At 71.6% G+C, this 22,113-nt stretch carries 24 protein-coding genes; 3 read left to right on the top strand and 21 right to left on the bottom strand.

The window, feature by feature from the left end:
• The 12 genes from F0L68_RS05015 to pyrR form a co-directional block, all read right to left on the bottom strand.
• Window positions 1-223 (bottom strand): S-adenosylmethionine synthetase N-terminal domain-containing protein (locus F0L68_RS05015; RefSeq protein WP_276313833.1); only part of this gene is annotated, 223 nt, incomplete at its 3' end.
• A gap of 74 nt (window positions 224-297) precedes the next feature.
• On the bottom strand, window positions 298-1,542 hold the full coding sequence (gene coaBC, locus F0L68_RS05010) for a bifunctional phosphopantothenoylcysteine decarboxylase/phosphopantothenate--cysteine ligase CoaBC (RefSeq protein ID WP_149848233.1): 1,245 nt from the start codon (window positions 1,540-1,542) through the stop codon (window positions 298-300).
• Window positions 1,539-1,817, bottom strand: coding sequence for a DNA-directed RNA polymerase subunit omega (rpoZ, locus tag F0L68_RS05005; RefSeq protein WP_149848232.1), 279 nt, complete (start codon window positions 1,815-1,817; stop codon window positions 1,539-1,541). Before rpoZ ends, coaBC begins: the two co-directional genes overlap by 4 nt.
• Window positions 1,814-2,437: a guanylate kinase gene (gmk, locus tag F0L68_RS05000; RefSeq protein WP_149848230.1), complete on the bottom strand. Its 624-nt coding sequence runs from the start codon at window positions 2,435-2,437 to the stop codon at window positions 1,814-1,816. Before gmk ends, rpoZ begins: the two co-directional genes overlap by 4 nt.
• On the bottom strand, window positions 2,434-2,751 hold the full coding sequence (gene mihF / locus F0L68_RS04995) for an integration host factor, actinobacterial type (RefSeq protein ID WP_149848238.1): 318 nt from the start codon (window positions 2,749-2,751) through the stop codon (window positions 2,434-2,436). Before mihF ends, gmk begins: the two co-directional genes overlap by 4 nt.
• Window positions 2,752-3,066: 315 nt before the next feature.
• On the bottom strand, window positions 3,067-3,906 hold the full coding sequence (gene pyrF, locus F0L68_RS04990; RefSeq protein ID WP_149848229.1) for an orotidine-5'-phosphate decarboxylase: 840 nt from the start codon (window positions 3,904-3,906) through the stop codon (window positions 3,067-3,069).
• The gene (carB, locus tag F0L68_RS04985) at window positions 3,903-7,226 is read right to left on the bottom strand and encodes a carbamoyl-phosphate synthase large subunit (RefSeq protein WP_149848228.1); all 3,324 of its coding nucleotides are present in this window, start codon (window positions 7,224-7,226) and stop codon (window positions 3,903-3,905) included. Before carB ends, pyrF begins: the two co-directional genes overlap by 4 nt.
• Window positions 7,226-8,356 carry a glutamine-hydrolyzing carbamoyl-phosphate synthase small subunit gene (carA, locus tag F0L68_RS04980; RefSeq protein WP_149848237.1) on the bottom strand — a complete coding sequence of 377 codons (1,131 nt, stop codon included), beginning with the start codon at window positions 8,354-8,356 and terminating at the stop codon, window positions 7,226-7,228. The genes carB and carA overlap by 1 nt, the downstream gene beginning before the upstream one ends.
• 38 nt (window positions 8,357-8,394) lie before the next feature.
• The gene (locus F0L68_RS04975) at window positions 8,395-8,940 is read right to left on the bottom strand and encodes a PH-like domain-containing protein (RefSeq protein ID WP_149848227.1); all 546 of its coding nucleotides are present in this window, start codon (window positions 8,938-8,940) and stop codon (window positions 8,395-8,397) included.
• Between the two features lie 40 nt (window positions 8,941-8,980).
• Entirely contained in the window at window positions 8,981-10,327 is a 1,347-nt protein-coding gene (locus F0L68_RS04970; protein ID WP_149848225.1) for a dihydroorotase, read from the bottom strand.
• Window positions 10,324-11,259, bottom strand: a complete 936-nt coding sequence (locus tag F0L68_RS04965; protein WP_149848224.1) for an aspartate carbamoyltransferase catalytic subunit — start codon at window positions 11,257-11,259, stop codon at window positions 10,324-10,326. Before F0L68_RS04965 ends, F0L68_RS04970 begins: the two co-directional genes overlap by 4 nt.
• Entirely contained in the window at window positions 11,256-11,861 is a 606-nt protein-coding gene (gene pyrR / locus F0L68_RS04960; protein WP_149848223.1) for a bifunctional pyr operon transcriptional regulator/uracil phosphoribosyltransferase PyrR, read from the bottom strand. The genes F0L68_RS04965 and pyrR overlap by 4 nt, the downstream gene beginning before the upstream one ends.
• 256 nt (window positions 11,862-12,117) lie before the next feature.
• Here pyrR and bldD point away from each other — a divergent pair, with 256 nt between their 5' ends.
• Entirely contained in the window at window positions 12,118-12,606 is a 489-nt protein-coding gene (bldD, locus tag F0L68_RS04955; protein ID WP_015103676.1) for a transcriptional regulator BldD, read from the top strand.
• Window positions 12,607-12,689: 83 nt separating this feature from the next.
• Here bldD and nusB read toward each other — a convergent pair whose 3' ends face one another.
• From nusB to F0L68_RS04940, 3 genes are all read right to left on the bottom strand, one after another.
• The gene (gene nusB / locus F0L68_RS04950) at window positions 12,690-13,109 is read right to left on the bottom strand and encodes a transcription antitermination factor NusB (protein WP_149848222.1); all 420 of its coding nucleotides are present in this window, start codon (window positions 13,107-13,109) and stop codon (window positions 12,690-12,692) included.
• Between the two features lies 1 nt (window position 13,110).
• Window positions 13,111-13,674, bottom strand: a complete 564-nt coding sequence (gene efp, locus F0L68_RS04945) for an elongation factor P (protein ID WP_149848221.1) — start codon at window positions 13,672-13,674, stop codon at window positions 13,111-13,113.
• Between the two features lie 85 nt (window positions 13,675-13,759).
• Window positions 13,760-14,869 carry a M24 family metallopeptidase gene (locus F0L68_RS04940; protein WP_149848220.1) on the bottom strand — a complete coding sequence of 370 codons (1,110 nt, stop codon included), beginning with the start codon at window positions 14,867-14,869 and terminating at the stop codon, window positions 13,760-13,762.
• Window positions 14,870-14,956: 87 nt separating this feature from the next.
• Between F0L68_RS04940 and F0L68_RS42155 the strand changes: the two genes are divergently transcribed.
• Window positions 14,957-15,568, top strand: coding sequence for a B-4DMT family transporter (locus tag F0L68_RS42155; RefSeq protein ID WP_188316397.1), 612 nt, complete (start codon window positions 14,957-14,959; stop codon window positions 15,566-15,568).
• Here the strand turns inward: F0L68_RS42155 and F0L68_RS04930 are convergent.
• The 6 genes from F0L68_RS04930 to aroC form a co-directional block, all read right to left on the bottom strand.
• Window positions 15,529-17,079, bottom strand: a complete 1,551-nt coding sequence (locus F0L68_RS04930; protein ID WP_188316396.1) for a glycoside hydrolase family protein — start codon at window positions 17,077-17,079, stop codon at window positions 15,529-15,531. The genes F0L68_RS42155 and F0L68_RS04930 overlap by 40 nt on opposite strands.
• Window positions 17,080-17,167: 88 nt before the next feature.
• On the bottom strand, window positions 17,168-17,746 hold the full coding sequence (locus tag F0L68_RS04925; protein ID WP_149848219.1) for a GNAT family N-acetyltransferase: 579 nt from the start codon (window positions 17,744-17,746) through the stop codon (window positions 17,168-17,170).
• Entirely contained in the window at window positions 17,743-18,177 is a 435-nt protein-coding gene (gene aroQ / locus F0L68_RS04920) for a type II 3-dehydroquinate dehydratase (protein WP_149848218.1), read from the bottom strand. The genes F0L68_RS04925 and aroQ overlap by 4 nt, the downstream gene beginning before the upstream one ends.
• Entirely contained in the window at window positions 18,174-19,280 is a 1,107-nt protein-coding gene (gene aroB / locus F0L68_RS04915; protein WP_149848217.1) for a 3-dehydroquinate synthase, read from the bottom strand. The genes aroQ and aroB overlap by 4 nt, the downstream gene beginning before the upstream one ends.
• Window positions 19,280-19,789, bottom strand: a complete 510-nt coding sequence (locus F0L68_RS04910; protein ID WP_149848236.1) for a shikimate kinase — start codon at window positions 19,787-19,789, stop codon at window positions 19,280-19,282. Before F0L68_RS04910 ends, aroB begins: the two co-directional genes overlap by 1 nt.
• Window positions 19,790-19,797: 8 nt before the next feature.
• On the bottom strand, window positions 19,798-20,988 hold the full coding sequence (gene aroC / locus F0L68_RS04905) for a chorismate synthase (protein ID WP_149848216.1): 1,191 nt from the start codon (window positions 20,986-20,988) through the stop codon (window positions 19,798-19,800).
• Window positions 20,989-21,165: 177 nt separating this feature from the next.
• Between aroC and F0L68_RS04900 the strand changes: the two genes are divergently transcribed.
• A complete protein-coding gene (locus tag F0L68_RS04900; RefSeq protein ID WP_223198502.1) occupies window positions 21,166-21,924 on the top strand; it encodes an SDR family NAD(P)-dependent oxidoreductase in 759 nt (252 codons plus the stop codon).
• Window positions 21,925-22,113 lie beyond the last annotated feature (189 nt).

The raw sequence follows: 22,113 nt of genomic DNA, 5'->3' as shown, positions 1-22,113 counted from the left end.
CCTCACGCACGATCGTCGGAATGTCCGCGTACGCCTCGGTCGTGACCTCACCGGCCACGTGCACCTGACCCGTGGTGACCAGCGTCTCCACCGCCACCCGCGACCGAGGATCCTTGCTCAGCAACCCATCCAGGATCGCGTCGCTGATGGCATCGCAGATCTTGTCGGGATGACCCTCGGTCACCGACTCACTGGTAAAAAGCCTGCTGTTGTGCTGGCTCACGACGCTCCCCATATCGTCCGGGTGGTAATACCTCCAGGGTACGGATCTGACCTTGGAGTTCGACTGAATCTGGCTCAAGTCGCGCGCAGGGCGGTCACGGCGTCCCACAATACGGCCGCCAGTTGCGCTTTGGAGCCGGTTGGGATAAAGGTCTCGGTCCCGTCGGCGCCCAGCAGCCAGCCGGTGTTGTCCGGGATCTCGAAGGCGGATCCGTCGCCGACCTCGTTGACGAGCAGCAGGTCACAGCCCTTGCGCTTGAGCTTGGCCCTGCCGTGGTCGAGCACGCTGGTCTCCGCGTCCCCGGTCTCTGCGGCGAAGCCCACGATGACCTGGCCGGCACGGCGTTCGGTCACCAGCTCGGCGAGCACGTCGGTGGTGCGGGTCAGCGCGATCGGATCCGGATCCCGATCGGTCTTCTTGATCTTGTGGCCGAGCATGGCGGTCGGCCGGAAGTCCGCGACGGCGGCGGCCATCACCAGCACGTCGGCGGTCTCGGCCGCGACGCGCATGGCCTGGTGCAGGTCCTCGGCGGTGCGCACCCTGACGACGTCAACGCCTGCGGGGTCGGGCAGGTCCACGGTGTTCGCGCCGACCAGCGTGACGCGCGCGCCGCGCTGGGCGGCGACCCTGGCCAGCGCGTAGCCCTGGCGACCGGACGAGCGGTTGCCGAGGAAGCGGACGGGGTCGAGCGGTTCCCGGGTGCCGCCGCCGGAGACGACGACGCGCACGCCGGCGAGGTCCTGCGGCAGGGCGTCCGACCTGGCCAGCAGCAGCCGCGCGAGGTCGACGATCTCGGCCGGGTCGGGCAGCCGGCCCTTGCCGGTGTCCTTGCCGGTCAGCCTGCCGCTGGCGGGCTCCAGCACGATGACGCCCCGCGAGCGGAGCAGGGCGACGTTGGCCCTGGTCGCCGGGTGCTCCCACATCTCGGTGTGCATGGCCGGCACCATCAGGACCGGGCAGCGCGCCGTCAGCAGGGTGTTGGTCAGCAGGTCGTCGGCGAGGCCGTGCGCCGCCTTCGCGAGCAGGTTCGCGGTCGCCGGGGCGACCAGCACCAGGTCGGCGTTCTGGCCGAGCCGCACGTGCGGCACCTCGGGGACGTCCTCGAACACCCCGGTGTGCACCCGCTGGCCGGACAGCGCCTCGAAGGTGGCCGCGCCGACGAACCGGAGCGCCGACTCGGTCGGCACGACCCGGACCTCGTGGCCCGACTCGGTCAGCCGGCGAAGCACTTCGCACGCCTTGTAGGCAGCGATGCCACCGCCGACCCCGAGAACGATCCGGGGTCGGCGGTGGGAAGCGTCAGGGGCGGACTGACTCACTCGCCCTCGGTGTGCTCAAGCAGTCCCGCGTGGATCTCGCGCAGCGCGATCGACAGCGGCTTCTCCCTGGCACCCGGCTCGACCAGCGGGCCGACGTACTCGAGCAGGCCCTCGCCGAGCTGCGCGTAGTAGTCGTTGATCTGGCGGGCGCGCTTCGCGGCGTAGATCACCAGGGCGTACTTCGAGCTGACCTGCTCGAGCAGGTCGTCGATCGGAGGGTTGGTGATGCCCTCGGGGGAGCCCGTCAGCTCACCGTGCTCGGTTCGGATACTCACTCGCAACGCTCCTGCGGTTGATTCTGGGTTTTCGACCGGGGGCCGACCACCAAGGTTAGCAACTCCTGCGCGGCTGTTCGCACATCGGAGTTCACCACGACCTCGTCGAACTCCTTTTCGGCCGCCAGTTCCTCCCTGGCGACCTCCAGCCTGCGGGCCACCACGGCGGGATCCTCGGTCCCCCGCCCGGTCAGCCGACCGACCAGATCCTCCCAGGACGGCGGGGCCAGCATCACCAGCTGCGCCTGCGGCATCGCCGCGCGAACCTGCCTCGCACCCTGAAGCTCGATCTCCAGCAGGGCCGGCATGCCGCCGTCGAGCGCCTGCTCGACCGGGCGACGAGGCGTGCCGTAGCAGTTACCGGCGTACTCAGCGTGCTCGAGGAGCTCGCCGGCATCGGCCATTCGCCGGAAGGTCGCCGGATCCACGAAGTGGTAGTGCTCTCCGTCGACCTCGCCCGGCCGGGGTGTCCTGGTGGTCACCGAGACACTGAAGTAGATCTCGGGCCGCATGAGTCGGAGCTCGGCCAGCACGCTGGACTTGCCGACACCGGACGGCCCGGAAAGAACGGTGAGCCGGGGCCGGGCGCGCACGCCCGACCCCGGCTCGGTGCCACTCACTCGCCGCTGAACTCGGACAGCAGCGCCTTGCGCTGCCTGTCGCCCAGGCCGCGCAGCCGACGACTCGGAGCGATCTCCAACCGCTCCATGATCTGCTGCGCACGGACCTTTCCGACGCCGGGAAGAGCCTCGAGCAACGCGGACACCTTCATCTTGCCCAGGACCTCGTCGCCCTCTGCGTCGGCCAACACAGTCTTCAGGTTGGTGCCGCCACGCTTCAGGCGCTCCTTGAGCTCAGCCCGAGCGCGACGAGCGGCAGCAGCCTTCTCCAGCGCTGCGGCCCGCTGCTCCTCGGTAAGCTGGGGAAGGGCCACGATCTCCTCCGTGGTGTGGATTTTCATCTGGATCGGTGCCGCGACCGTACCGACCGTTGATGACTCGGTACAACGTGGGTCCGGGAAGTCCCCTCAGGTCAAAGCAACCCTTGCGTGGACAACGGCCCCACCCGGTCGGGTAAAACTCGCCACGGTCATGGTGCGCGACGGAGGAAATTAGTACCAACACCCCCCGACAGCCTTATCACCGCCACCGGTGACAGCGTGACTACGGCCCGTGTGGTATGGGATTCCCGTGATTGGCCGCGACCTGCGGAAACGTGGAGTTTCCGCAGGTCGCGACGAGGTGTTCGATCAGCCCGCGGCGACGGCCGCGAGGACGTCGTCCCTGGTGCGCAACGCGGCGTTTCGCAGCGTTGCGAGGTCGGGTCCGTGCCGCAGCACGCCCCGCGAGGACGTCGGCAGGACCTGCGGCAGGCTCGGCCCGAAAACCGCGCGAAGGTCCGCCACGGTCGCGCCCTGCGCCCCAAAACCGGGGGCCAGGATCGGCCCGTTCAGCTCCGCGAGGTCGAGATCGGTCCGCCCGACCGTCGCCCCGATGACCAGTCCGACGTCGCCGAGCGGGTCGGCGCCCGCGTTGCGGTCCGCCGCCGCGTCGACGATCTCCTGCGCCACGCTGCGCCCCGACGCGTCGGTCGCCCGCTGGACGTCGGCGCCCTCCTTGTTCGAGGTGAGAGCCAGCACGAACACGCCCCTGCCGGACCGCGCCGCCGCGTCCAGCGCGGGATCGAGCGAGCCGAACCCGAGGTAGGGCGAGAGCGTCACGGCGTCGGCCGCCAGCGGCGACCCCTCGGTGAGGTAGGCCGCCGCGTACGCCTCCATCGTCGAGCCGATGTCGCCGCGCTTCGCGTCCAGCACGACCAGCGTGCCGGCCGCCCGCAGGTCCGCGATGACCCGCTCGAGGACCGCGACGCCGAGGGAGCCGTACGCCTCGAAGAACGCCGACTGCGGCTTCACCGCGGCGACCTCGCCGCCGAACGCCTCGACACAGGTCAGCGCGAACCGCTCCAGCCCGGCGACGTCCGCCGAGAGGCCCCAGTCGCGCAGCAGCCCTGGATGCGGGTCGATGCCGACGCAGAGCGGCCCTCTGGCCGCCACCGCGCGGGTCAGGCGGGCGCCGAAGGTCTCGGTCATGCCTGGCCTCCCCGCGCGGTCAGCAGGGCCGCCTGGAGGGCCTGGAGCGGCTTGACCCCGATGTCGTCCCGGATCAGCGCCTCGATGCCGTGCACGGCCGCGGCCGCGCCCTGGATCGTGGTGATGCACGGGATGTCCTTGGCCACGGCGGCGGTGCGGATCTCGTACCCGTCCACGCGCGGCCCGCTGTTCCCGTAGGGGGTGTTGATCACCATGTCGACGTCACCTGCGAGGATCTCGTCAACCACGTTCTTCGCGTCAGCGGCGCCCTCGCTGTACTTGCGGACGAGCGTGCACGGAATGCCGTTGCGGTGCAGCACTTCCGCGGTGCCCGAGGTCGCCAGGATCTCGAACCCGAGGTCCGCCAACCGCTTGACCGGGAAGACGACCGCGCGCTTGTCGCGGTTGGCTACCGACACGAACACCCGGCCGGAGGTCGGCAGGGAGCCGTAGGAGGCCGTCTGGGACTTGGCGAACGCCTTGCCGAAGGAGCTGTCGATGCCCATCACCTCGCCGGTGGACTTCATCTCCGGGCCGAGCAGGGAGTCGACGCCGTGACCCTCCGGGGTGCGGAAGCGGTGGAAGGGCAGCACGGCCTCCTTCACCGCGACCGGGGCGTCCACCGGCATGTCCGCGCCGTCGCCGACGCGGCTGAGCATGCCCTCGGCGCGCAGGTCGGCGATGGTCGCGCCGAGCATGATCCGCGCGGCGGCCTTGGCCAGCGGCACCGCAGTCGCCTTGGACACGAACGGCACCGTGCGGCTGGCGCGCGGGTTGGCCTCAAGGACGTAGAGCACGTCGTCCTTGAGGGCGTACTGGACGTTGAGCAGGCCGCGCACGCCGATGCCCCGCGCGATGGCCTCGGTGGAGCGGCGGACCGCCTCGAGGTCGGTGCGGCCCAACGTGATGGGCGGCAGGGCGCAGGCCGAGTCGCCGGAGTGGATGCCGGCCTCCTCGATGTGCTCCATGACGCCGCCGAGGTAGACCGCGTCGCCGTCGCAGAGGGCGTCGACGTCGATCTCGATGGCGTCGTCGAGGAACCGGTCGACCAGCACCGGGTGCTCCGGGCTGACCTCGGTGGCGCGGGCGATGTAGCCGGCCAGGGTGGTCTCGTCGTAGACGATCTCCATGCCCCGCCCGCCGAGCACGTAGGACGGGCGCACCAGCACCGGGTAGCCGATCTCGTCTGCGATCCGCTTGGCGCCAGCGAAGGAGGTCGCCGTGCCGTACTTGGGCGCGGGCAGCCCGGCGGTGGTCAGCACCTCGCCGAACGCGCCCCGGTCCTCGGCAAGGTGGATGGCCTCCGGCGCGGTGCCCACGATCGGCACACCGGCGTCGGCGAGGCGCTGGGCCAAGCCGAGCGGGGTCTGGCCGCCGAGCTGCACGATGACGCCGGCGACCGTGCCCGAACGCTGCTCGGAGTGCACGACCTCGAGGACGTCCTCGAAGGTCAGCGGCTCGAAGTAGAGGCGGTCGGAGGTGTCGTAGTCGGTGGAGACCGTCTCCGGGTTGCAGTTGACCATGACGGTCTCGAACCCGGCCGCGCGCAGCGCCATGGCGGCGTGCACGCAGGAGTAGTCGAACTCGATGCCCTGCCCGATCCGGTTCGGGCCGGAGCCAAGAATCAGCACCTTGGGGCGGTCGGGCTGCTCGGCGACCTCGGACTCCGCCGCGGGGTCGGACTCGTAGGCGGAGTAGTGGTACGGGGTGAACGCGGCGAACTCGGCCGCGCAGGTGTCCACGGTCTTGAACACCGGGCGCACGCCGAGCCGGTGCCGCAGGGTCCGCACGCCGTCCTCACCGGCCAGCTCGGGCCGCAGCGCGGCCACCTGCCGGTCGGACAGGCCGGCCCGCTTGGCGTCGCGCAGCAGCGACTCGTCCAGCACCGGTGTGGCGATGATCTCCTCGCGCAGCTCGACCAGCGAGGCGATCTGGTCGACGAACCACGGGTCGATGCCGGACGCCTCGGCGACCTGCTCGACGGTGGCGCCGAACCGCAGCGCGCGCTCGACCGTGTAGAGCCGGCCGTCGTGGCCAGCGCCCAGCGCCGCGAGGGTGGACTCCAGCGTGGCGCCCTCGGGGTCGGGTCTGGTCCAGAAGCCGGCCTCCTTGGTCTCCATCGACCGCAGCGCCTTGCCGAGGGCCTCGACGAAGTTGCGGCCGATGGACATCGCCTCGCCGACGCTCTTCATCGTCGTGGTCAGCGTCTTGTCCGCGCCGGGAAACTTCTCGAAGGTGAACCTGGGGACCTTCACCACGACGTAGTCCAGCGCGGGCTCGAAGCTGGCCGGGGTCTCGCCGGTGATGTCGTTGCGGATCTCGTCGAGGGTGTAGCCGATCGCGAGCTTCGCGGCGATCTTGGCGATGGGGAACCCGGTCGCCTTCGACGCCAACGCGCTGGACCGGGACACCCTGGGGTTCATCTCGATGACGACCATGCGGCCGGTCTCCGGGTGCACCGCGAACTGGATGTTGCAGCCACCCGTGTCGACGCCGACCTCGCGCAGCACCGCGATGGCCAGGTCGCGCATGTCCTGGTACTCGCGGTCGGTCAGCGTCATCGCGGGCGCGACGGTCACCGAGTCGCCGGTGTGCACGCCCATCGGGTCGATGTTCTCGATCGAGCAGATCACCACGACGTTGTCGTGGTGGTCCCGCATCAGCTCGAGCTCGTACTCCTTCCAGCCGAGCGCGCTCTCCTCGATGAGCACCTCGGTGACCGGGCTCTCGGCGAGGCCGGTGGCGGCCAGCCGCTCCAGCTCCTCGGCCGTGTGCGCCATGCCGGAGCCGAGGCCGCCCATGGTGAAGGACGGCCGGATCACGACGGGGAGCCCTAGCTCCTCGACGGTGGCCCGCACCTCCTCCATCGACCGGCACACCGAGCTGCGCGGCACCTCGCCGCCGACGGCGCGGACGATGTCCTTGAACCGCTGCCGGTCCTCGCCGCGCTGGATGGCGTCGATGTCCGCGCCGATCAGCTCGACCTGGTACTTGTCCAGCACGCCGCGCTCGTGCAGCGCGACGGCGGTGTTCAGCGCCGTCTGGCCGCCGAGGGTGGCCAGGATGGCGTCGGGGCGCTCGGCCGCGATGACCTTCTCGACGAACTCCGGGGTGATCGGCTCGATGTAGGTGGCGTCGGCGAACTCCGGGTCGGTCATGATCGTGGCCGGATTGGAGTTGACCAGGCTGACCCGCAGGCCCTCCTCCCGCAGCACCCGGCAGGCCTGGGTGCCCGAGTAGTCGAACTCGCACGCCTGCCCGATCACGATCGGCCCCGAGCCGATCACCAGCACGTGCTTGATATCGGTGCGCTTGGGCATCAGGCGTTCCTGCCCTTCTCCATCAGGTCGCAGAACTCGTCGAACAGCGGGGCGGCGTCGTGGGGTCCTGCCGCGGCCTCGGGGTGGTACTGCACCGAGAACGCCGGCACCTCAAGACAGCGCACGCCTTCGACGGTGTTGTCGTTGGGGCAGTAGTGGCTGATCATGGCCTGGCCGAAGTCCGAGTCGAACCGCTCGCCTGGCTCGCCCTCCAGGGCGAAGCCGTGGTTCTGCGCGGTGATCGCCACCCGGCCGGTCGCCACGTCGATCACCGGGATGTTGATCCCCCGGTGGCCGTACCGCATTTTGTAGGTGTCCCGGCCGAGCGCGCGGCCGAGGATCTGGTTGCCGAAGCAGATGCCGAACAGCGGCACCCGCCGCTCCAGCACCGCGCGGGTCAGCGCGGTCGCGTGGGCGGTGGTGGCGGGGTCGCCGGGGCCGTTGGACAGGAACACCCCGTCCGGCTCGACGGCCAGCAGGTCGTCGATGGTCGAGGACAGCGGAAGGACGTGCACCTCGATGCCGCGCGCGGCCATCATCCGAGGCGTGTTCGACTTGATGCCGAGGTCCAGCGCCGCCACCCGGAACCGGCGCTCGCCAGCCGAGGGCACCACGTAGGGGTTCGGCGTGGTCACATCGCCAGCCAGGTCGGCGCCCGCCATCTGCGGGCTCTCCCTGACCTGCGCGAGCATGCCGGCCTCGTCGGTCAGCGCGTCACCGGAGAACACGCCAGCGCGCATCGCGCCGCGCTCCCGCAGGTGGCGAGTCAGCGTGCGGGTGTCGACCCCCGCGATGCCGACCACGCCCTGACGGTCCAGCTCGCTGTCCAGCGACCGGGTCGAGCGCCAGTTGGACGGCACCCGCGCGGGGTCCCGCACCACGTAGCCCGCCACCCAGATCTTCGCCGACTCGTCGTCCTCGTCGTTCCAGCCCGTGTTGCCGATCTGCGGCGCGGTCTGGACCACGATCTGGCGGTGGTAGGACGGGTCGGTCAGCGTCTCCTGGTACCCGGTCATGCCGGTGTTGAACACCGCCTCACCCAACGACCGCCCGACCGCGCCGAACGCCACACCCCGAAAAACCCTGCCGTCCTCCAACACCAGCACGGCAGCGGTCCGCTGCCGCGACACCCCACCGTTCCGCGTCGCTGCACTGTGGATCACCGTGGTCACCGACCAGCACCTCCCGGCACGCCTTCGCTCGGCGCGTCCTCCTCGGCTGCAACGAGCGACCGAAGCGCGGCCACCCACTGCTCGTAAACGTCCTTGTCATCACCGCGAAATCCGGTGTCCAAAAGATGATCGCCGAGCCGCCAACGCACCACCAGTAGCCCATCGGCCGCCATGACCTTGCCGGCCAGTGCCCGATCGGTGCGGGCGTCGACCAGCGATTCGGCCGGGATCCACAGGGCGGTCGCGCCCGTTCGGTCGACCAGCAGACCCGCCGGATAGCGGCGCAGCACGGCCTCCGCGCGGAAGCCGACATCGCCGACGGCGACCCGGTCCTGCCAGTCGCCCGCGATCGTGGAGCCCACGTAGACGCCGGTGGTCTCGGCGATCGGCTCGGTCTCGGCGAGCGTCGCGGGCGGCTGCGGGAAGGCCGGCAGCACGGCGGCCTGGCGGCGCGCCCTTCGTCGCCAGCCCAGCCACATGCCGTAGAGGCAGAGCAGGAAGAAGACGACCAGCGCGAGCGACAACAGCACTCGTTCGGACATCAGAATCGGCCCCTTCCCGCGCAGCTGAAAAACCCGGTCGTCATGCGCGGATCCTTCCGTCGTGAGCCGTGATCCGCCCGCGCAGCACCGTGGTCATGACCCGTCCGGGCAGCGTCATGCCCTCGTATGGAGTGTTGCCCGCGACGCTGGCGAGCGCAGCGCCGCGCACGGTCCAGCTCGCGTCGGGGTCGATCAGCACGAGCGTGGCCGGCTCGCCGACCTCCAGCGGGCGGCCGTGGTCGGACAGCCCGGCGATCTCGGCGGGGCGCTCGCTCATCACGCGGGCGACGCCGCGCCAGTCGAGCAGGCCGGGTCGGACCATGGTCTCGATGACCACCGACAACGCGGTCTGGAGGCCGAGCATGCCCGGCCGAGCCGCCGCCCACTCGCAGTCCTTGTCCTGCACGGCGTGCGGGGCGTGGTCGGTGGCGACGCAGTCGATGACGCCCTCGGCCAGTGCCTCCCGCAGCGCCTTCGCATCGGCCTCGGTGCGCAGCGGCGGGTTGACCTTGTTCACCGGGTCGTAGCTGGCCAGCCGCTCGTCGGTGAGCAGCAGGTGGTGCGGGGTGACTTCGGCGGAGATTCCCGGCCTGCCGGCCTGAGGCACGATCCCTGCCCTGGTGGCCTGAGGCGCGATTGCATCGCCCCTGGTCTTGGCCCAGCGCAGGACCTCCACGGTGCCCGCGGTGGACACGTGGCAGACGTGCAGGCGCGCGCCGACGTGCAGCGCGAGCAGGCAGTCCCTGGCCACGATGGACTCCTCGGCTGCGGCAGGCCAGCCGGCCAGCCCCAGCCGGGACGCCTGCTCGCCCTCATGCGCCTGCGCGCCGACGGTCAGCCTCGGCTCCTCGGCGTGCTGGGCGATCACCGCGTCCAGCGCCTTGCTGTACTCCAGCGCCCGCCGCATGATCAGCGGGTCCGCGACGCAGTGGCCGTCGTCGGAGAACACCCTGACCCCGGCTGCGGAGCGGGCCATCGTGCCGAGCTCGGCCAGCTTCTCGCCGCCAAGGCCGACGGTGACCGCGCCGATCGGGTGCACGTCGACCAGCCCGACCTCGCGGCCGCGCCGCCAGACGTGCTCGATGACGACGGCGTTGTCGGCGACCGGGTCGGTGTTGGCCATGGCGAACACGGCGGTGTAGCCGCCGAGCGCCGCGGCGGCCGAGCCGGTGGCGATGGTCTCGGTGTCCTCGCGGCCCGGCTCGCGCAGGTGGGTGTGCAGGTCGACGAAGCCGGGCAGCGCGACCTGACCGGCGGCGTCGACGACCTCCGCGTCGGCGTCGGCCAGGTCGGTGCCGATCTCGGCGATCACTCCGTCGGAGATCAGCAGGTCGACCGGGTCGCCCTCGCCGTAGAGCCGGACGCCTCGCAGCAGAGTCTTGTTCACGCGTTCGCCTCCTCTTCGTGGGCAAGCAGGTGGTAGAGCACGGCCATCCGCACGTGCACGCCGTTGCGGACCTGGTCGGTGATGGCGGCGCGCGGGGAGTCGGCGACCGCCGAAGCGATCTCCATGCCGCGCAGCATCGGGCCGGGGTGCAGCACGACGGCGTGGTCCGGCGTCAGGCGCAGCCGCGCCTCGTTGAGCCCGTAGGCGATCGAGTACTCCCGCGCGGACGGGAAGAACCCGCCGTGCATCCGCTCGGCCTGCACGCGCAGCAGCATCACCGCGTCGGCGGTTGGCAGCTCGGCGTCCAGCTCGTGCGACACGGTGACCGGCCAGCCCTCGACGCCCTTGGGCAACAGCGTCGGGGGTGCGACCAGCACCACGTCCGCGCCGAGCGCGGTGAGCAGGTGCACGTTGGAGCGGGCGACCCGGCTGTGCAGCACGTCGCCGACGATGACGATGCGCCTGCCGTTCACCGAGCCGAGGCGGTCCCGCAGGGTGTCGGCGTCCAGCAGCGCCTGGGTGGGGTGCTCGTGCATCCCGTCGCCGGCGTTGACCACCGACGTGCCGGCCTCCTCCAGCCAACCGGCCAGCCGGTGCGCCGCGCCGGAGGCGGGGTGCCGGACGATCACGCAGTCGGCCCCGGCCGCGGCCAGGGTCAGCGCGGTGTCCCGCAGCGACTCGCCCTTGCTGACCGAGGAGCCGCTGGCCGAGACGTTGATCACGTCGGCGCTCATCCACTTGCCGGCGATCTCGAAGGACACCCTGGTCCTGGTCGAGTTCTCGTAGAACATCGTCACGACGGTGCGCCCGCGCAGCGTCGGCAGCTTGCGCACCTCGCGGCCGAGCAGCGCCCGCTTGAGGTTGTCCGCGGTGTCGAGCACCTCGAGCGCGGTGGCCGGGTCGATGCCCTCGGTGGACAGCAGGTGCCTCATGGAGTCACCTCCCCGGTGGGATCGAGCGGCCGGCGCAGCAGCACCGCGTCGCGGTCGTCCAGCTCGCTGAGCAGCACGGCGACGTCCTCGCCGCGCGAGGTGGGCACGTTCTTGCCGACGTAGTCCGCCCTGATCGGCAGCTCGCGGTGGCCCCGGTCGACCAGGACGGCGAGCTGGACCGCCCTCGGCCGGCCGTGTTCGCGCAGCGCGTCGAGCGCGGCGCGGATGGTGCGGCCGGAGAACAGCACGTCGTCGACCAGCACGACCAGCTTGTCGTCGACGCCCCCCTCGGGCAGCGTGGTCGCCTCGAGCGGGCGAGTGGGCCTGCGGCGGAGGTCATCGCGGTACAGCGTGACGTCGAGCGTGCCGGTCGGCACTTCGACCCCGCTGAACTCCGCGATGCGGGCCGCCAGCCGCCTGGCGAGCGGCGCTCCTCTGCTGGGAATACCCATCAGGACGACTGCGGGTGCGCTGGGTGCATCCAGTGCCGTCTTCTCGATCACCTGATGGGCCATTCGAGCGACGGTGCGCGCGACGTCGCCGGCCGAAAGAAGCTCGCGCTCCTCGGCCGGGTCCGCCGCGCCACGTTTCCGTGACGCCACGGTGGACCTCCTTCCCCGCCTCACTGGACGGGTCCTTAAAGGACGCCTGAACCCGACTATTGCCGGGCTGACCTGGACCGTATCAGGCACGGACTGTCAATCTTCCGGGTGGTGTCACCACTCTCCCCCGCCTGACGCAGTGAGATCAGCTTGACCTGGTGACGACAGAGAGCGAACATTACTCTGCGTATCGATCTAAGACTCCCCTCAGCACTCCCCTACCGGCTGACGGGGCGAATGAACGGAGAACCGCCACATGGGCGACTACGCCAAGGCGCTGGGGGCCAAGCTCCGCGCAATCCGCCAGCAGCAAGGCCTGTCACTGCACGGCGTCGAGCAGAAGTCCGGCGGCCGATGGAAGGCCGTGGTCGTCGGTTCGTACGAGCGGGGCGACCGCGCGGTGACCGTGCAGAAGTTGGCGGAACTCGCCGACTTCTACGGGGTGCCGGTGGCCGAGCTGCTGCCAGAAGGTCGGGTCCCGTCTGGGGCGGAACCCGCCACGAAGATCGTCATCAACCTGGAGCGGCTGCAACAGCTCCCGGCTGAGAAGGTGGGGCCACTGGCGCGCTACGCGGCGACGATTCAGAGCCAGCGTGGCGACTACAACGGCAAGGTGCTGTCCATCAGGACCGAGGACCTTCGCTCGTTGGCGATCATCTACGACATGACCCCCGGCGAGCTCACCGAGCAGCTCATCGACTGGGGCGTGTTGCCGCCAGAGGCCCGGCCGGCCAAGGAGGACTGATCGCGTTCGGGGCCCATGACACCGATCCACTCGCGGCGTCATGGGCCCCGAAAGCCCTGCTCAGATGGTGTGCTCAGGGCTGGCTAGAGCACGGCCCTGAGCTGGTCCGCGATGGTCGCGATGCGACCGAGGACCCCGTTCACGAACTTCGGCGAGTCGTCCGTGGACAACCCCTTGGCGAGCTCGATGGCCTCGTCGATGGCCACCGCGTCGGGCACGTCGGTCGCCCACAGCAGCTCGTACAGGCCGAGCCGCAGCACCGCGCGGTCGACCGCCGGCATGCGTTGCAGCGTCCAGCCCTCCGCGTGCTCGGCAATGAGATCGTCGATCCGCTGCCGATGCGCGGTGACGCCCTCCACGAGGGTGATGGTGTAGTCGTTGACCGGCGCGACGTCCGGCGACCCCACCCGCTCGGCGAGGAGGGTCACCGCGTCCATGCCGCGCAGGTCCGCCTCGTAGAGCACGTCGACCGCGCGCTTGCGTGCCTTGCTGCGAGCGCCCATGTCAGGCGTTGACTCGGCCGAGGTAACGACCGTCACGCGTGTCGACCTTGATCTTCTCGCCGGTCGTCACGAACAGCGGGACCTGGATCTCCGCGCCGGTCTCCAGCGTGGCGGGCTTGGTGCCGCCGGTGGAGCGGTCGCCCTGGAGGCCGGGGTCGGTGTGCTGGATGACCAGCTCGACCGAGGTGGGCAGCTCCACGAACAGCGCCACGTTCTCGTGCAGCGCGACCATGGTCTCCTGGTTCTCCAGCATGTAGTTGGCGGCGTCGCCAACGGTCTCGCCGGGAACCGAGATCTGGTCGAAGGTGTCGCCGTCCATGAAGACGAAGTCCGCGCCGTCCTTGTACAGGAAGGTCATCGACCTCTTGTCGACGGTCGCGGTCTCCACCTTGGTGCCGGCGTTGAACGTCTTGTCCACGACCTTGCCGGTGAGCACGTGCTTGAGGGTCGTGCGCACGAACGCGCCGCCCTTGCCCGGCTTGACGTGCTGGAACGCGGTGACGGTCCACAGCTGGCCGTCCAGGTTCAGCACGAGCCCGTTCTTCAGGTCGTTGGTGGTCGCCACGGTGGTGGTCTCTCCTGTACTGGTGGCCCGAGCCTGGTGACAGGGCTCGCGCGTTCGGTGATTCGTGTCGTTGCCGCGACCGCGGCTATACGACCACGAGCTCCTTCGTGGTCAGGGTGAGGAGCTCGGCCGCGTTCTCACGCACCACGAGCGTGTCCTCGATGCGGACCCCGCCCCGCCCGGACAGGTAGACGCCGGGCTCGACGGTGACCGCCATGCCGGCCGAAAGTGTACCTTCACCTGTCTTGGACAGTGCCGGTGCCTCGTGGATCTCCAGTCCGACGCCGTGGCCGAGGCCGTGCATGAACTCGTCGCCGTGCCCGGCGCGCTCGATCACCTCGCGCGCGGCGGCGTCCACCTCGCGCACCGAGGCTCCCGCGCGCAGCGCCGTCCCGCCGGCCGCCTGCGCGGACGCGACCAGGTCGTAGAGGTCCCGCTGCCAGTCGGCGGGCGGACCGACCGCCAGGGTCCTGGTCATGTCCGAGTGGTAGCCGTCGACCAGGGCACCGAAGTCGATCTTGACGAGGTCACCGGCGTGCACGGCCGCGTCGGTCGGCCGGTGGTGCGGCACCGCGGAGTGCGCACCGACCGCCACGATCGACGCGAACGAGGGACCGGCCGCGCCATGGTCGAGCATCCGGCTCTCCAGCTCCCTGGCGATCTCCCGCTCGGTGCGCCCGACCCGCAGGCCGCCGTGCTGGATGAGATCGGCCAACGCCCGGTCGGCGGCGGCGCAGGCCATCCGCAGCGCCTCGATCTCCTCGTCGTCCTTGACCAGCCGCAGCTGCTCCACCAGGCCCCCTGCGCGGACCAGCTCGACGCCCTCGGCCGAGGAGGCCAGCGCGTCCAGCCCGTCGACGGTGACGTGCTGGCTCTCGTAGCCGGTGTGGCCGTGCCGCGCGGAGTCCTTGCTGGCCCGCGCGGCCATGGCGAGGTCACTGGCGCGGTCGATCACGTGCGGCAGGTCGGGCACCTGGTCGACCGCCTGGGTGGCGTAGCGGCCGTCGGTGCAGAACACGGTGAGCTGCTCGGCCCCCGGCTCGTCGGCCGCGTGCACGAGCAGCGCGCCGTTGGACCCGGTGAACCCCGTGAGGTAGCGGACGTTGAGGAGGTTCGTGACCAGCAGCGCGTCCAGACCTCGGCTGCGCAGCTGGTCGCGCAACGCGGTGCGGCGGTGAGCGTGCGACTCGGGCATGCCTGGCAGCCTAAGGCCCGAACGGGGACTCCGTCGGGTGTGTTCTCGGGCATGGAACGAGGGCGCGGGCGGGCATAGAGTGCCGGCATGCGCGCGTGGGTCGTCCGTGGGATTTGCCTCGCCGTGGTGCACGCCGCCACGCAGACGGTGCTGGCGGCGGTGCAGGTCCGCGCCCCGGAGAGCGCCTCGGTGCTCGATCCGGTCGGCCTCGGCCTCGTCGCGGTGGTCGCGCTGCTGTGGGGCGTGGCGGACGGCTGGCGGCGGCTGCCCGACCGGGGCATGGCGTGGTTCCTCGCCGGCCTGGTCGCCGGCCCGCTCGCCGGACTGCTCGGCGTGCTGGCCAGGTCGCTGTTCGTGGACCAGACCGGGCTGGAGGCCCTGGGCGCCGCGCTGACCGGGGGCGCCGCGTTCACCGCGCTGCTGGTGATGGTGCCGGGCGCGCTCGGCGGAGCCATCGGGCAGCTGCTGCGCACCTCGGCCTCGACGGATGCCGAGGCCGAGGAGAACGACCTCGACGACGACACCCCGGACAGGCGCGGCGAGCACAACCAGGGCGAGCACGACCCTGGCGACCTCGAACGGAACGACCTCAACCGGGACGAGGCGGCCGGTGTCGGGCGGGTGGCGCGCGGATCGCACGCGCGGGGCCGGCTCGGGCGTCAGCTCCGCAGCGACGCGAGGTCCGGCCCCTTGGCGTAGTCCGCCCACAGCGGCATCAGCACGTCGATCAGCGGCGAGGAGTTGGCCGAGGCGACCTCGGCCGAGCCGACCGACCAGAGCCGGTTGTCGTCCAGCACCAACCCGACCGACCCGTCCGGCGCGTGCAGCGCCTTGGCGCCGGCCGGCAGCCTGGCGGCCAGCGGGATCTGGTCGGCGATGGCGGGCCGCTGGTCGAGGACCCTCAGCGCGAGCCGGTCCGCGACGGACCGCCGCTCCACCCTGACCAGGCGGCCGTCCACGACGAGGTCGATGGTGCGGTCCGGCGACGGTATCGCGAACCCGCGCAGGGTGACCGCGGCCTGATCGACGGTCCGGCATCCCGGCGCGCCCGCGATGTCGATGCCGAAGTGCCTGAGGTCGGTCGGCGTGCCCGGCGCGGCCTCGACGGTGGACCTGACGACGTCGAGCTGCACCCGGCCGCAGGGGTCCTCGGTGGAGATCGGCGCGTGCCCGTCGGCCCTGCGCACCAGGCCGGGCCCCTCCTTCCAGACGCCGGGGATGACCACCGGGCGGAAGGGGTTCATGGTGAAGTCGCGATCCCAGAAGGTGACCGTCGTGCCGCCGTCGGTCTCGTGGGCGATCGCGAACGCGTTCAGCGCGTCCACCCACATCCAGTCGGCGCTGAACGCCTCGACGATGGAACGCTCCCGCGCGATCTTCGTGCCGTTGGCGAGCACGAAACCCCGGTCGGTGAGCGTCTGGACGCCGGAGACGAAGGCGGGATCCGTGGAACGCAGGACGAACTGGCCCGCGCCGTTCCACGCCGCGCCCTTGCCCGAGGTGTCGGTGAACATCAGGTAGAACCAGCCGTCGAGGAAGACCACAGAGGGCTGGCCGCTGCCGTAGGTGTTCTGCCGGTCCACGTCGTGCATGGGGCCGAGGATGGCGACGTCGTTGTTCGCCCTGGTCCAGTTGACGCCGTCCGGGCTGGTCGCGACGCCGATGGCGCTGCCGAACGGGTGATCGCCGTCCGCGCCGGTGTAGTACATGTAGTAGGTCGCGCCGACCCGCAGCACCGAGGGGTCGCAGACGTGCACGGAGTCGAACCCGGTGTTGTTGCCGGCGAACACCGGCCTGGCCTGCTGCCCGTCCGGCGACGCGAACGGGCCGTCCGCCGACCCGCTCTCGGCGTAGACGATGTCGTCGCCGTGCGGCAGCACCGCGCCGAGCTGGGTGCACCACCACATCCGGTAGCGGCCGCCGTCGAGCATCACCGACGGGGCGTAGTTGTACGGCGCGCCGCCGCCCGCGGCCGCGACGACTCCCTGGCTCTGCCTGCCCCGGTCGGTGGCGAGCTGGACGAGCGTCGGTGGCGGCGGGGTCGATGGCTTGGCGGAGGAGGACGGCGGGACCGATCCCGGCGCCGCCGGGCCGGTGCCCTCGGCCTGCGGGGTGGCCTGGACGTTGCTGCACGCCGTGGCCAGCAGCGCCGTCACCAGGAGTGCTCCCAGCGTGGCGAGCACCCGTTCGGCGCGGTGCGACCTGGCCATTCCCGCGCATACCTCCCAGAGCTCAGCTGCCCTGGGTGGTGGGCAGCAGCCAGGGAGCCGCGCCCCGGTGTCACTCAGTCTAGGGAATCTAGCCACCCGAGTGGGTGATTGCCTCGCCGTTCGCCGCGCGCCGCGCCCCCGTGGATGTGGTATCCGCCGCGGGCAGCCGAACGAGCACCCGGTGCGGCCCGCCGTAGTAGTCGCCGCCGCCGACGTCAAGGAAGCCGAGCCGGCCGGCCAGCCGCCTGCTCGAACCGTTGTCCTGGTGGACCAACGCCCACAGGGCGGGCAGGCCGAGGGTGTGCAGCCCGTGCTCGACCATCGCCGAGGCCGCCTCGGCGGCGAAGCCGCGCCCCCAGTGGTCCTTGCCAAGGACCCAGCCGATCTCGAGCAGTTCCGGCGGCAGGGCCCTGGACGGCATGACATGGCCGTGGCCGACGACCTCGTCGCCGTGCACGAAGACCCAGGTGGCCAGGCCGGCCGGGCCGCTCGCCTGCGCGGCGAGCCGCCCATCGACAAACCGCGCCACCTCGGCCGGGTCGCTCCGGTCCGTGGTGAAGAAGTGACTGGTGTCGGGATGCTCGTACACCCGGACCATCGCGTTGAGGTCGTCCGCCCGCAACGGCCGCAGCAGCAGCCGGTCGGTCCGTAACTCGGGAGCTGTCACGCCTTGATCTTGGCAGCCATCCACCGAAGGGCAAGGGGGTAGCCGTCGACGCCGAGGCCCGCGATCACCCCGGTGGCGACGGCCGAGATGACGCTGTGCGCGCGAAACTCCTCGCGGGCGTGCACGTTGGAGATGTGCAGTTCGAGCAGTGGCGCGGTGAGCTGGCCGCAGGCGTCGCGCACCGCGATCGAGTAGTGCGTCCACGCGGCGGCGTTGAGGACCACCGGGTAGCCCTCGTCGGCGGCCTCGTGCAGCCAGCCGACCAGCTCGCCCTCGTGGTCGGTCTGCCGCACCTCGACGTCGATGCCCAGCTCGACGCCTGCCCGCTCGCACATCGCGACCAGGTCGGCGTGCGTGGTGCTGCCGTAGATCGCCGGCTCGCGCTTGCCGAGCCTGCCGAGGTTGGGGCCGTTGAGCACCAGGACCTTCACAGCAGGATGCCCCCGCCCTGCTTGGACTCGTCGGCGACGGCCGAGTAGGCGGCGGCCAGCAGGGACGGGTCCGGGCCCTCCAGCCTGCCAGGCCGGCCGAGGCCGTCGAGGACCACGAAGCGCAGCACGCCGGAGCGGGTCTTCTTGTCGACCTTCATGCCCTCGAGCAGCTGCGGGAGCGCGTCCGGGTCGTAGCTCGTCGGCAGGCCGATCGAGGTCAGCACGGCGCGGTGCCGGTCGGCTGTGGCGTCGTCGAGCCGCCCGGCGAGCCTGGCCAGCTCGGCCGCGAACACCAGGCCGACGCTGACGGCGGCGCCGTGCCGCCAGCGGTAGCGCTCGCGGCGCTCGATCGCGTGGGCGAGGGTGTGGCCGTAGTTGAGCACCTCGCGCAGGTCCGACTCGCGCAGGTCGGCGGACACGACGTCCGCCTTGACCTGGATCGCCCTGCGCACCAGCTCGCCGAGGACCTCGCCCGCCGGGTCGATCGCGGCGGCGGGGTCGCGCTCGACCAGGTCGAGGATCACCGGGTCGGCGATGAAGCCTGCCTTGATCACCTCGGCCATGCCGGCGACCAGCTCGTTGCGCGGCAGGGTCTCCAGCGTGGCGAGGTCGACCAGCACGGCGGTCGGCTCGTGGAACACGCCGACTAGGTTCTTGCCCGCGTCGGTGTTGATGCCGGCCTTGCCGCCAACGGCCGCGTCGACCATGCCGAGCAGCGTGGTGGGCACGTGCACGACGCGCACACCGCGCATCCAGGTGCCGGCGACGAAGCCGGCCAGGTCGGTGACCGCGCCGCCGCCGAGGGCCACCACCGCGCCGGTGCGGTCGAGGCCGATCTTGCCGAGCACCTCCCAGCAGAAGCCGGCCACCGAGAGGTCCTTGCCGTCCTCGGCGTCGGGGATCTCGACGCGGTGCGCGTCGACACCGACGGCGGCCAGCTCCTCGCGGACCACCTCGGCCGTCTCGGTCAGCGTCGGCTGGTGCAGGATCGCCACCGTCGGCGTGCCACGCAGCGTGTCGACCAGCTCGCCGAGCAGGCCGCGGCCCACCAGGACGTCGTAGGGCCGCTCCGCGGCGACCCTGATCCGCACCGGCTCGACCATCACGCCTCTCCTGCTTCCGAATCCAGGGCCGCGAGCACGGCCGTCACGACGTCGGCCGGTTCGCTCTTGTCGGTCGCCACCTCGACGGTGGCCACCTCCCGATACAACGGCAGCCGGCCGTCCAGCAGCGCCTTGAAGGTCGCCCTCGGGTTGATGCCGCTGAGCAGCGGCCGTGCCGAGGACAGGCCCGTGCGGCGGACGCCCTCCGCCATGCCGACGTTGAGGAACACCACGGTGTGGCCGGCGAGCCGCCGCCGAGTCCGCTCCGACAGCACCGCGCCGCCGCCGAGGGCGAGCACGCCGTCGTGGCTGTCGAGCGCGGCGGCGACCGCGTCCTCCTCCATCGCGCGGAACACCGGTTCCCCGTCGGTGGTGAAGATGTCCGAGATCGGCTTGCCCGCGGTCGCCTCGATCGTCTCGTCGACGTCCACAAAAGACAGTTCGAGGCGTTCGGCGAGCAGCCTGCCGACGGTGGACTTGCCGGCTCCAGGAGGGCCGAGCACGACCATGCGTGGCCTTACCACCGCTCCTCCAGTGCCTTCAGGTAGGAATCCGCGTTGCGCCTGGTCTCGGCGAGCGAGTCGCCGCCGAACTTCTCCAGCGCCGCCTCGGCCAGGACCAGGGCAACGACCGACTCGAGCACCACCCCGGCGCGCGGCACCGCGCAGACGTCGGACCGCTGGTGGATCGCCACGGCGGGCTCGCCGGTCGCCACGTCCACAGTGGACAGTGCTCGCGGCACGGTGGAGATCGGCTTCATCGCGACGCGGGCCCGCAGCGGCTCGCCGTTGGTGATGCCGCCCTCAAGGCCGCCCGCGCGGTTGGACCGGCGGGTCACCCCGACGGGGCCGCTGCCCCGGTCGATCTCGTCGTGCGCCTGGCTGCCCCAGCGGTGCGCGGTGGTGAAGCCGTCGCCGATCTCGACGCCCTTCATCGCCTGCACGCCCATCAGGGCGGCGGCCAGCCGGGCGTCCAGCCTGCGGTCCCAGTGCACGTGCGAGCCGAGGCCGGGCGGCAGGCCGTAGACGATGACCTCGATGACGCCGCCGACGGTGTCACCGGCCTTCTTGACCTCCTCGACCTCGGCGACCATCGCCTCGGTGCCGGCGGGGTCGAAGGCCCGCACCGGGCTCTCATCGATCGCGGCCAGGTCGCCGGAGCCGGGCAGCGGGCCGCCCTCCGGGGTCTCGGCGCGGCCGATCGACACGACGTGGCTGATCACCTCGACACCGAGCAGCTGGCGGAGGAACGCGCGGGCCACCGTGCCGAGCGCGGTGCGCGCGGCGGTCTCCCTGGCGCTGGCGCGCTCCAAGACGGGGCGGGCCTCGGCGAAGCCGTACTTCTGCATGCCGGGCAGATCGGCGTGACCGGGGCGAGGCCTGGTCAGGGGCTCGTTGCGGCCGAGTTCGGCGAGCTCGGCCGGGTCGACCGGGTCGGCCGACATGACCTTCTCCCACTTGGGCCACTCGGCGTTGTCGATGCGCACCGCGATGGGGCCACCCTGGGTCAGGCCGTGCCGGACCCCGCCGAGAAACTCGGCCTGGTCTGTCTCGAAGCCCATCCGGGGGCTCCGCCCGAAGCCGAGCCGGCGGCGGGCCAGTTGGGCCGCGACGTCGGAGGTGGTGACCTCGACTCCGGCGACCATGCCCTCCAGCACGGCGACGAGGGCGGGACCGTGTGATTCTCCAGCGGTGATCCAGCGCAGCACGGCACAGATCCTGTCACGACCGGGCTGATCAGGCGGCACGGCCCCGGCGGGGGGCCGACCACGCTGTGCCGCACGCCACTTCGCGGCCGAGGGCCAGGCCGGAACAAGTCCCGCGACCGCCGCGTTGGCCATACCGAGTAGATGATCATGCGGCCGGCGAACGCAAGGGGAGACATCGTGTCGGACACGACTTTCGCGGGCCGGACCGTGCTCGTCACCGGAGGCGGCACCGGCATCGGCAGGGCCGCCGCGCTGGCGTTCGCCGAGCAGGGCGCGGCGACCGTGATCATCACCGGCCGCCGCGAGGCGCCGCTGGCGGAGGTCGCCGCACAGCACCCGGCCGTGCTGCCGGTCGTGGCCGACGTGGCCACCGAGCAGGGTGCGTCGGCCGCCGCCGACGCGGTGCGGGCACAGGGCGGCGCGCTGGACGTCCTGGTGCACAACGCCGGAGTGATCCGACTGACCCCGCTGTCGACCCCCGACCTCGCGGCCGCGCGCGACGTGCTGGACGTCAACGTGCTCGGTCCCGTGCTGCTCACCACCGCGCTGCTGCCCCAGCTGCGCTCCCCCGGCGGGAGCATCGTGCTGGTGTCCAGCGTGCTCGGCCACCTGGCCTCGCCCGGTGTCGCGGTGTACGCGGCGAGCAAGGCCGCCGTGGACAGCCTGACCCGGTCCTGGGCCAAGGAGCTGGCGCCGAGGGGGATCCGGGTCAACGCCGTCGCCCCCGGCACCGTGCGCACCGACGTCCTCGGGGCGGGCGGCCTCAACGCCGACCAGGTCGACGCCGTCCGCGCCGACCACGACAGGCGGGTTCCGCTCGGTCGCACCGGCGAGGTCACCGACATCGCGCCGTGGATCACCAGGCTCGCCGAGCCAGGCAGCTCCTGGCTGACCGGCCAGATCCTCACCGTCGACGGCGGCTGGGAGCTGCTCTGACCCAGGGCAGCCGAATGCGGCCCGCTTCGACAGGCGCCGACTCGTGGTGGCAGCGGTTCGGGCGGACTTGAGCCGGTTCGGGCGGGTTCGGCGGCCAGGATCGTCGCGTGGTAGGGGAATCGGACACGCGGACACGCGGGCACGCGGGCACGCGGACACGCGGACACGCGGACACGCGGACACGCGGAC

It is taken from the genome of Solihabitans fulvus (assembly GCF_008386585.1).
GTDB classification, from domain to species: domain Bacteria; phylum Actinomycetota; class Actinomycetes; order Mycobacteriales; family Pseudonocardiaceae; genus Solihabitans; species Solihabitans fulvus.
The sequence above is the reverse complement of the archived record's forward strand: the minus strand, read 5'-3'. Positions and strand labels throughout refer to the sequence as shown.

Bases quoted from the DNA above. Each gene is read 5' to 3' on its own strand.
- pyrF (WP_149848229.1), bottom strand. From the start codon at position 3,906: ATGACCGAGACCTTCGGCGCCCGCCTGACCCGCGCGGTGGCGGCCAGA.
- carB (WP_149848228.1), bottom strand. From the start codon at position 7,226: ATGCCCAAGCGCACCGATATCAAGCACGTGCTGGTGATCGGCTCGGGG.
- F0L68_RS04975 (WP_149848227.1), bottom strand. From the start codon at position 8,940: ATGTCCGAACGAGTGCTGTTGTCGCTCGCGCTGGTCGTCTTCTTCCTG.
- F0L68_RS04965 (WP_149848224.1), bottom strand. From the start codon at position 11,259: ATGAGGCACCTGCTGTCCACCGAGGGCATCGACCCGGCCACCGCGCTC.
- bldD (WP_015103676.1), top strand. From the start codon at position 12,118: ATGGGCGACTACGCCAAGGCGCTGGGGGCCAAGCTCCGCGCAATCCGC.
- nusB (WP_149848222.1), bottom strand. From the start codon at position 13,109: ATGGGCGCTCGCAGCAAGGCACGCAAGCGCGCGGTCGACGTGCTCTAC.
- F0L68_RS04940 (WP_149848220.1), bottom strand. From the start codon at position 14,869: ATGCCCGAGTCGCACGCTCACCGCCGCACCGCGTTGCGCGACCAGCTG.
- F0L68_RS42155 (WP_188316397.1), top strand. From the start codon at position 14,957: ATGCGCGCGTGGGTCGTCCGTGGGATTTGCCTCGCCGTGGTGCACGCC.
- F0L68_RS04930 (WP_188316396.1), bottom strand. From the start codon at position 17,079: ATGGCCAGGTCGCACCGCGCCGAACGGGTGCTCGCCACGCTGGGAGCA.
- aroB (WP_149848217.1), bottom strand. From the start codon at position 19,280: ATGGTCGAGCCGGTGCGGATCAGGGTCGCCGCGGAGCGGCCCTACGAC.
- F0L68_RS04910 (WP_149848236.1), bottom strand. From the start codon at position 19,789: ATGGTCGTGCTCGGCCCTCCTGGAGCCGGCAAGTCCACCGTCGGCAGG.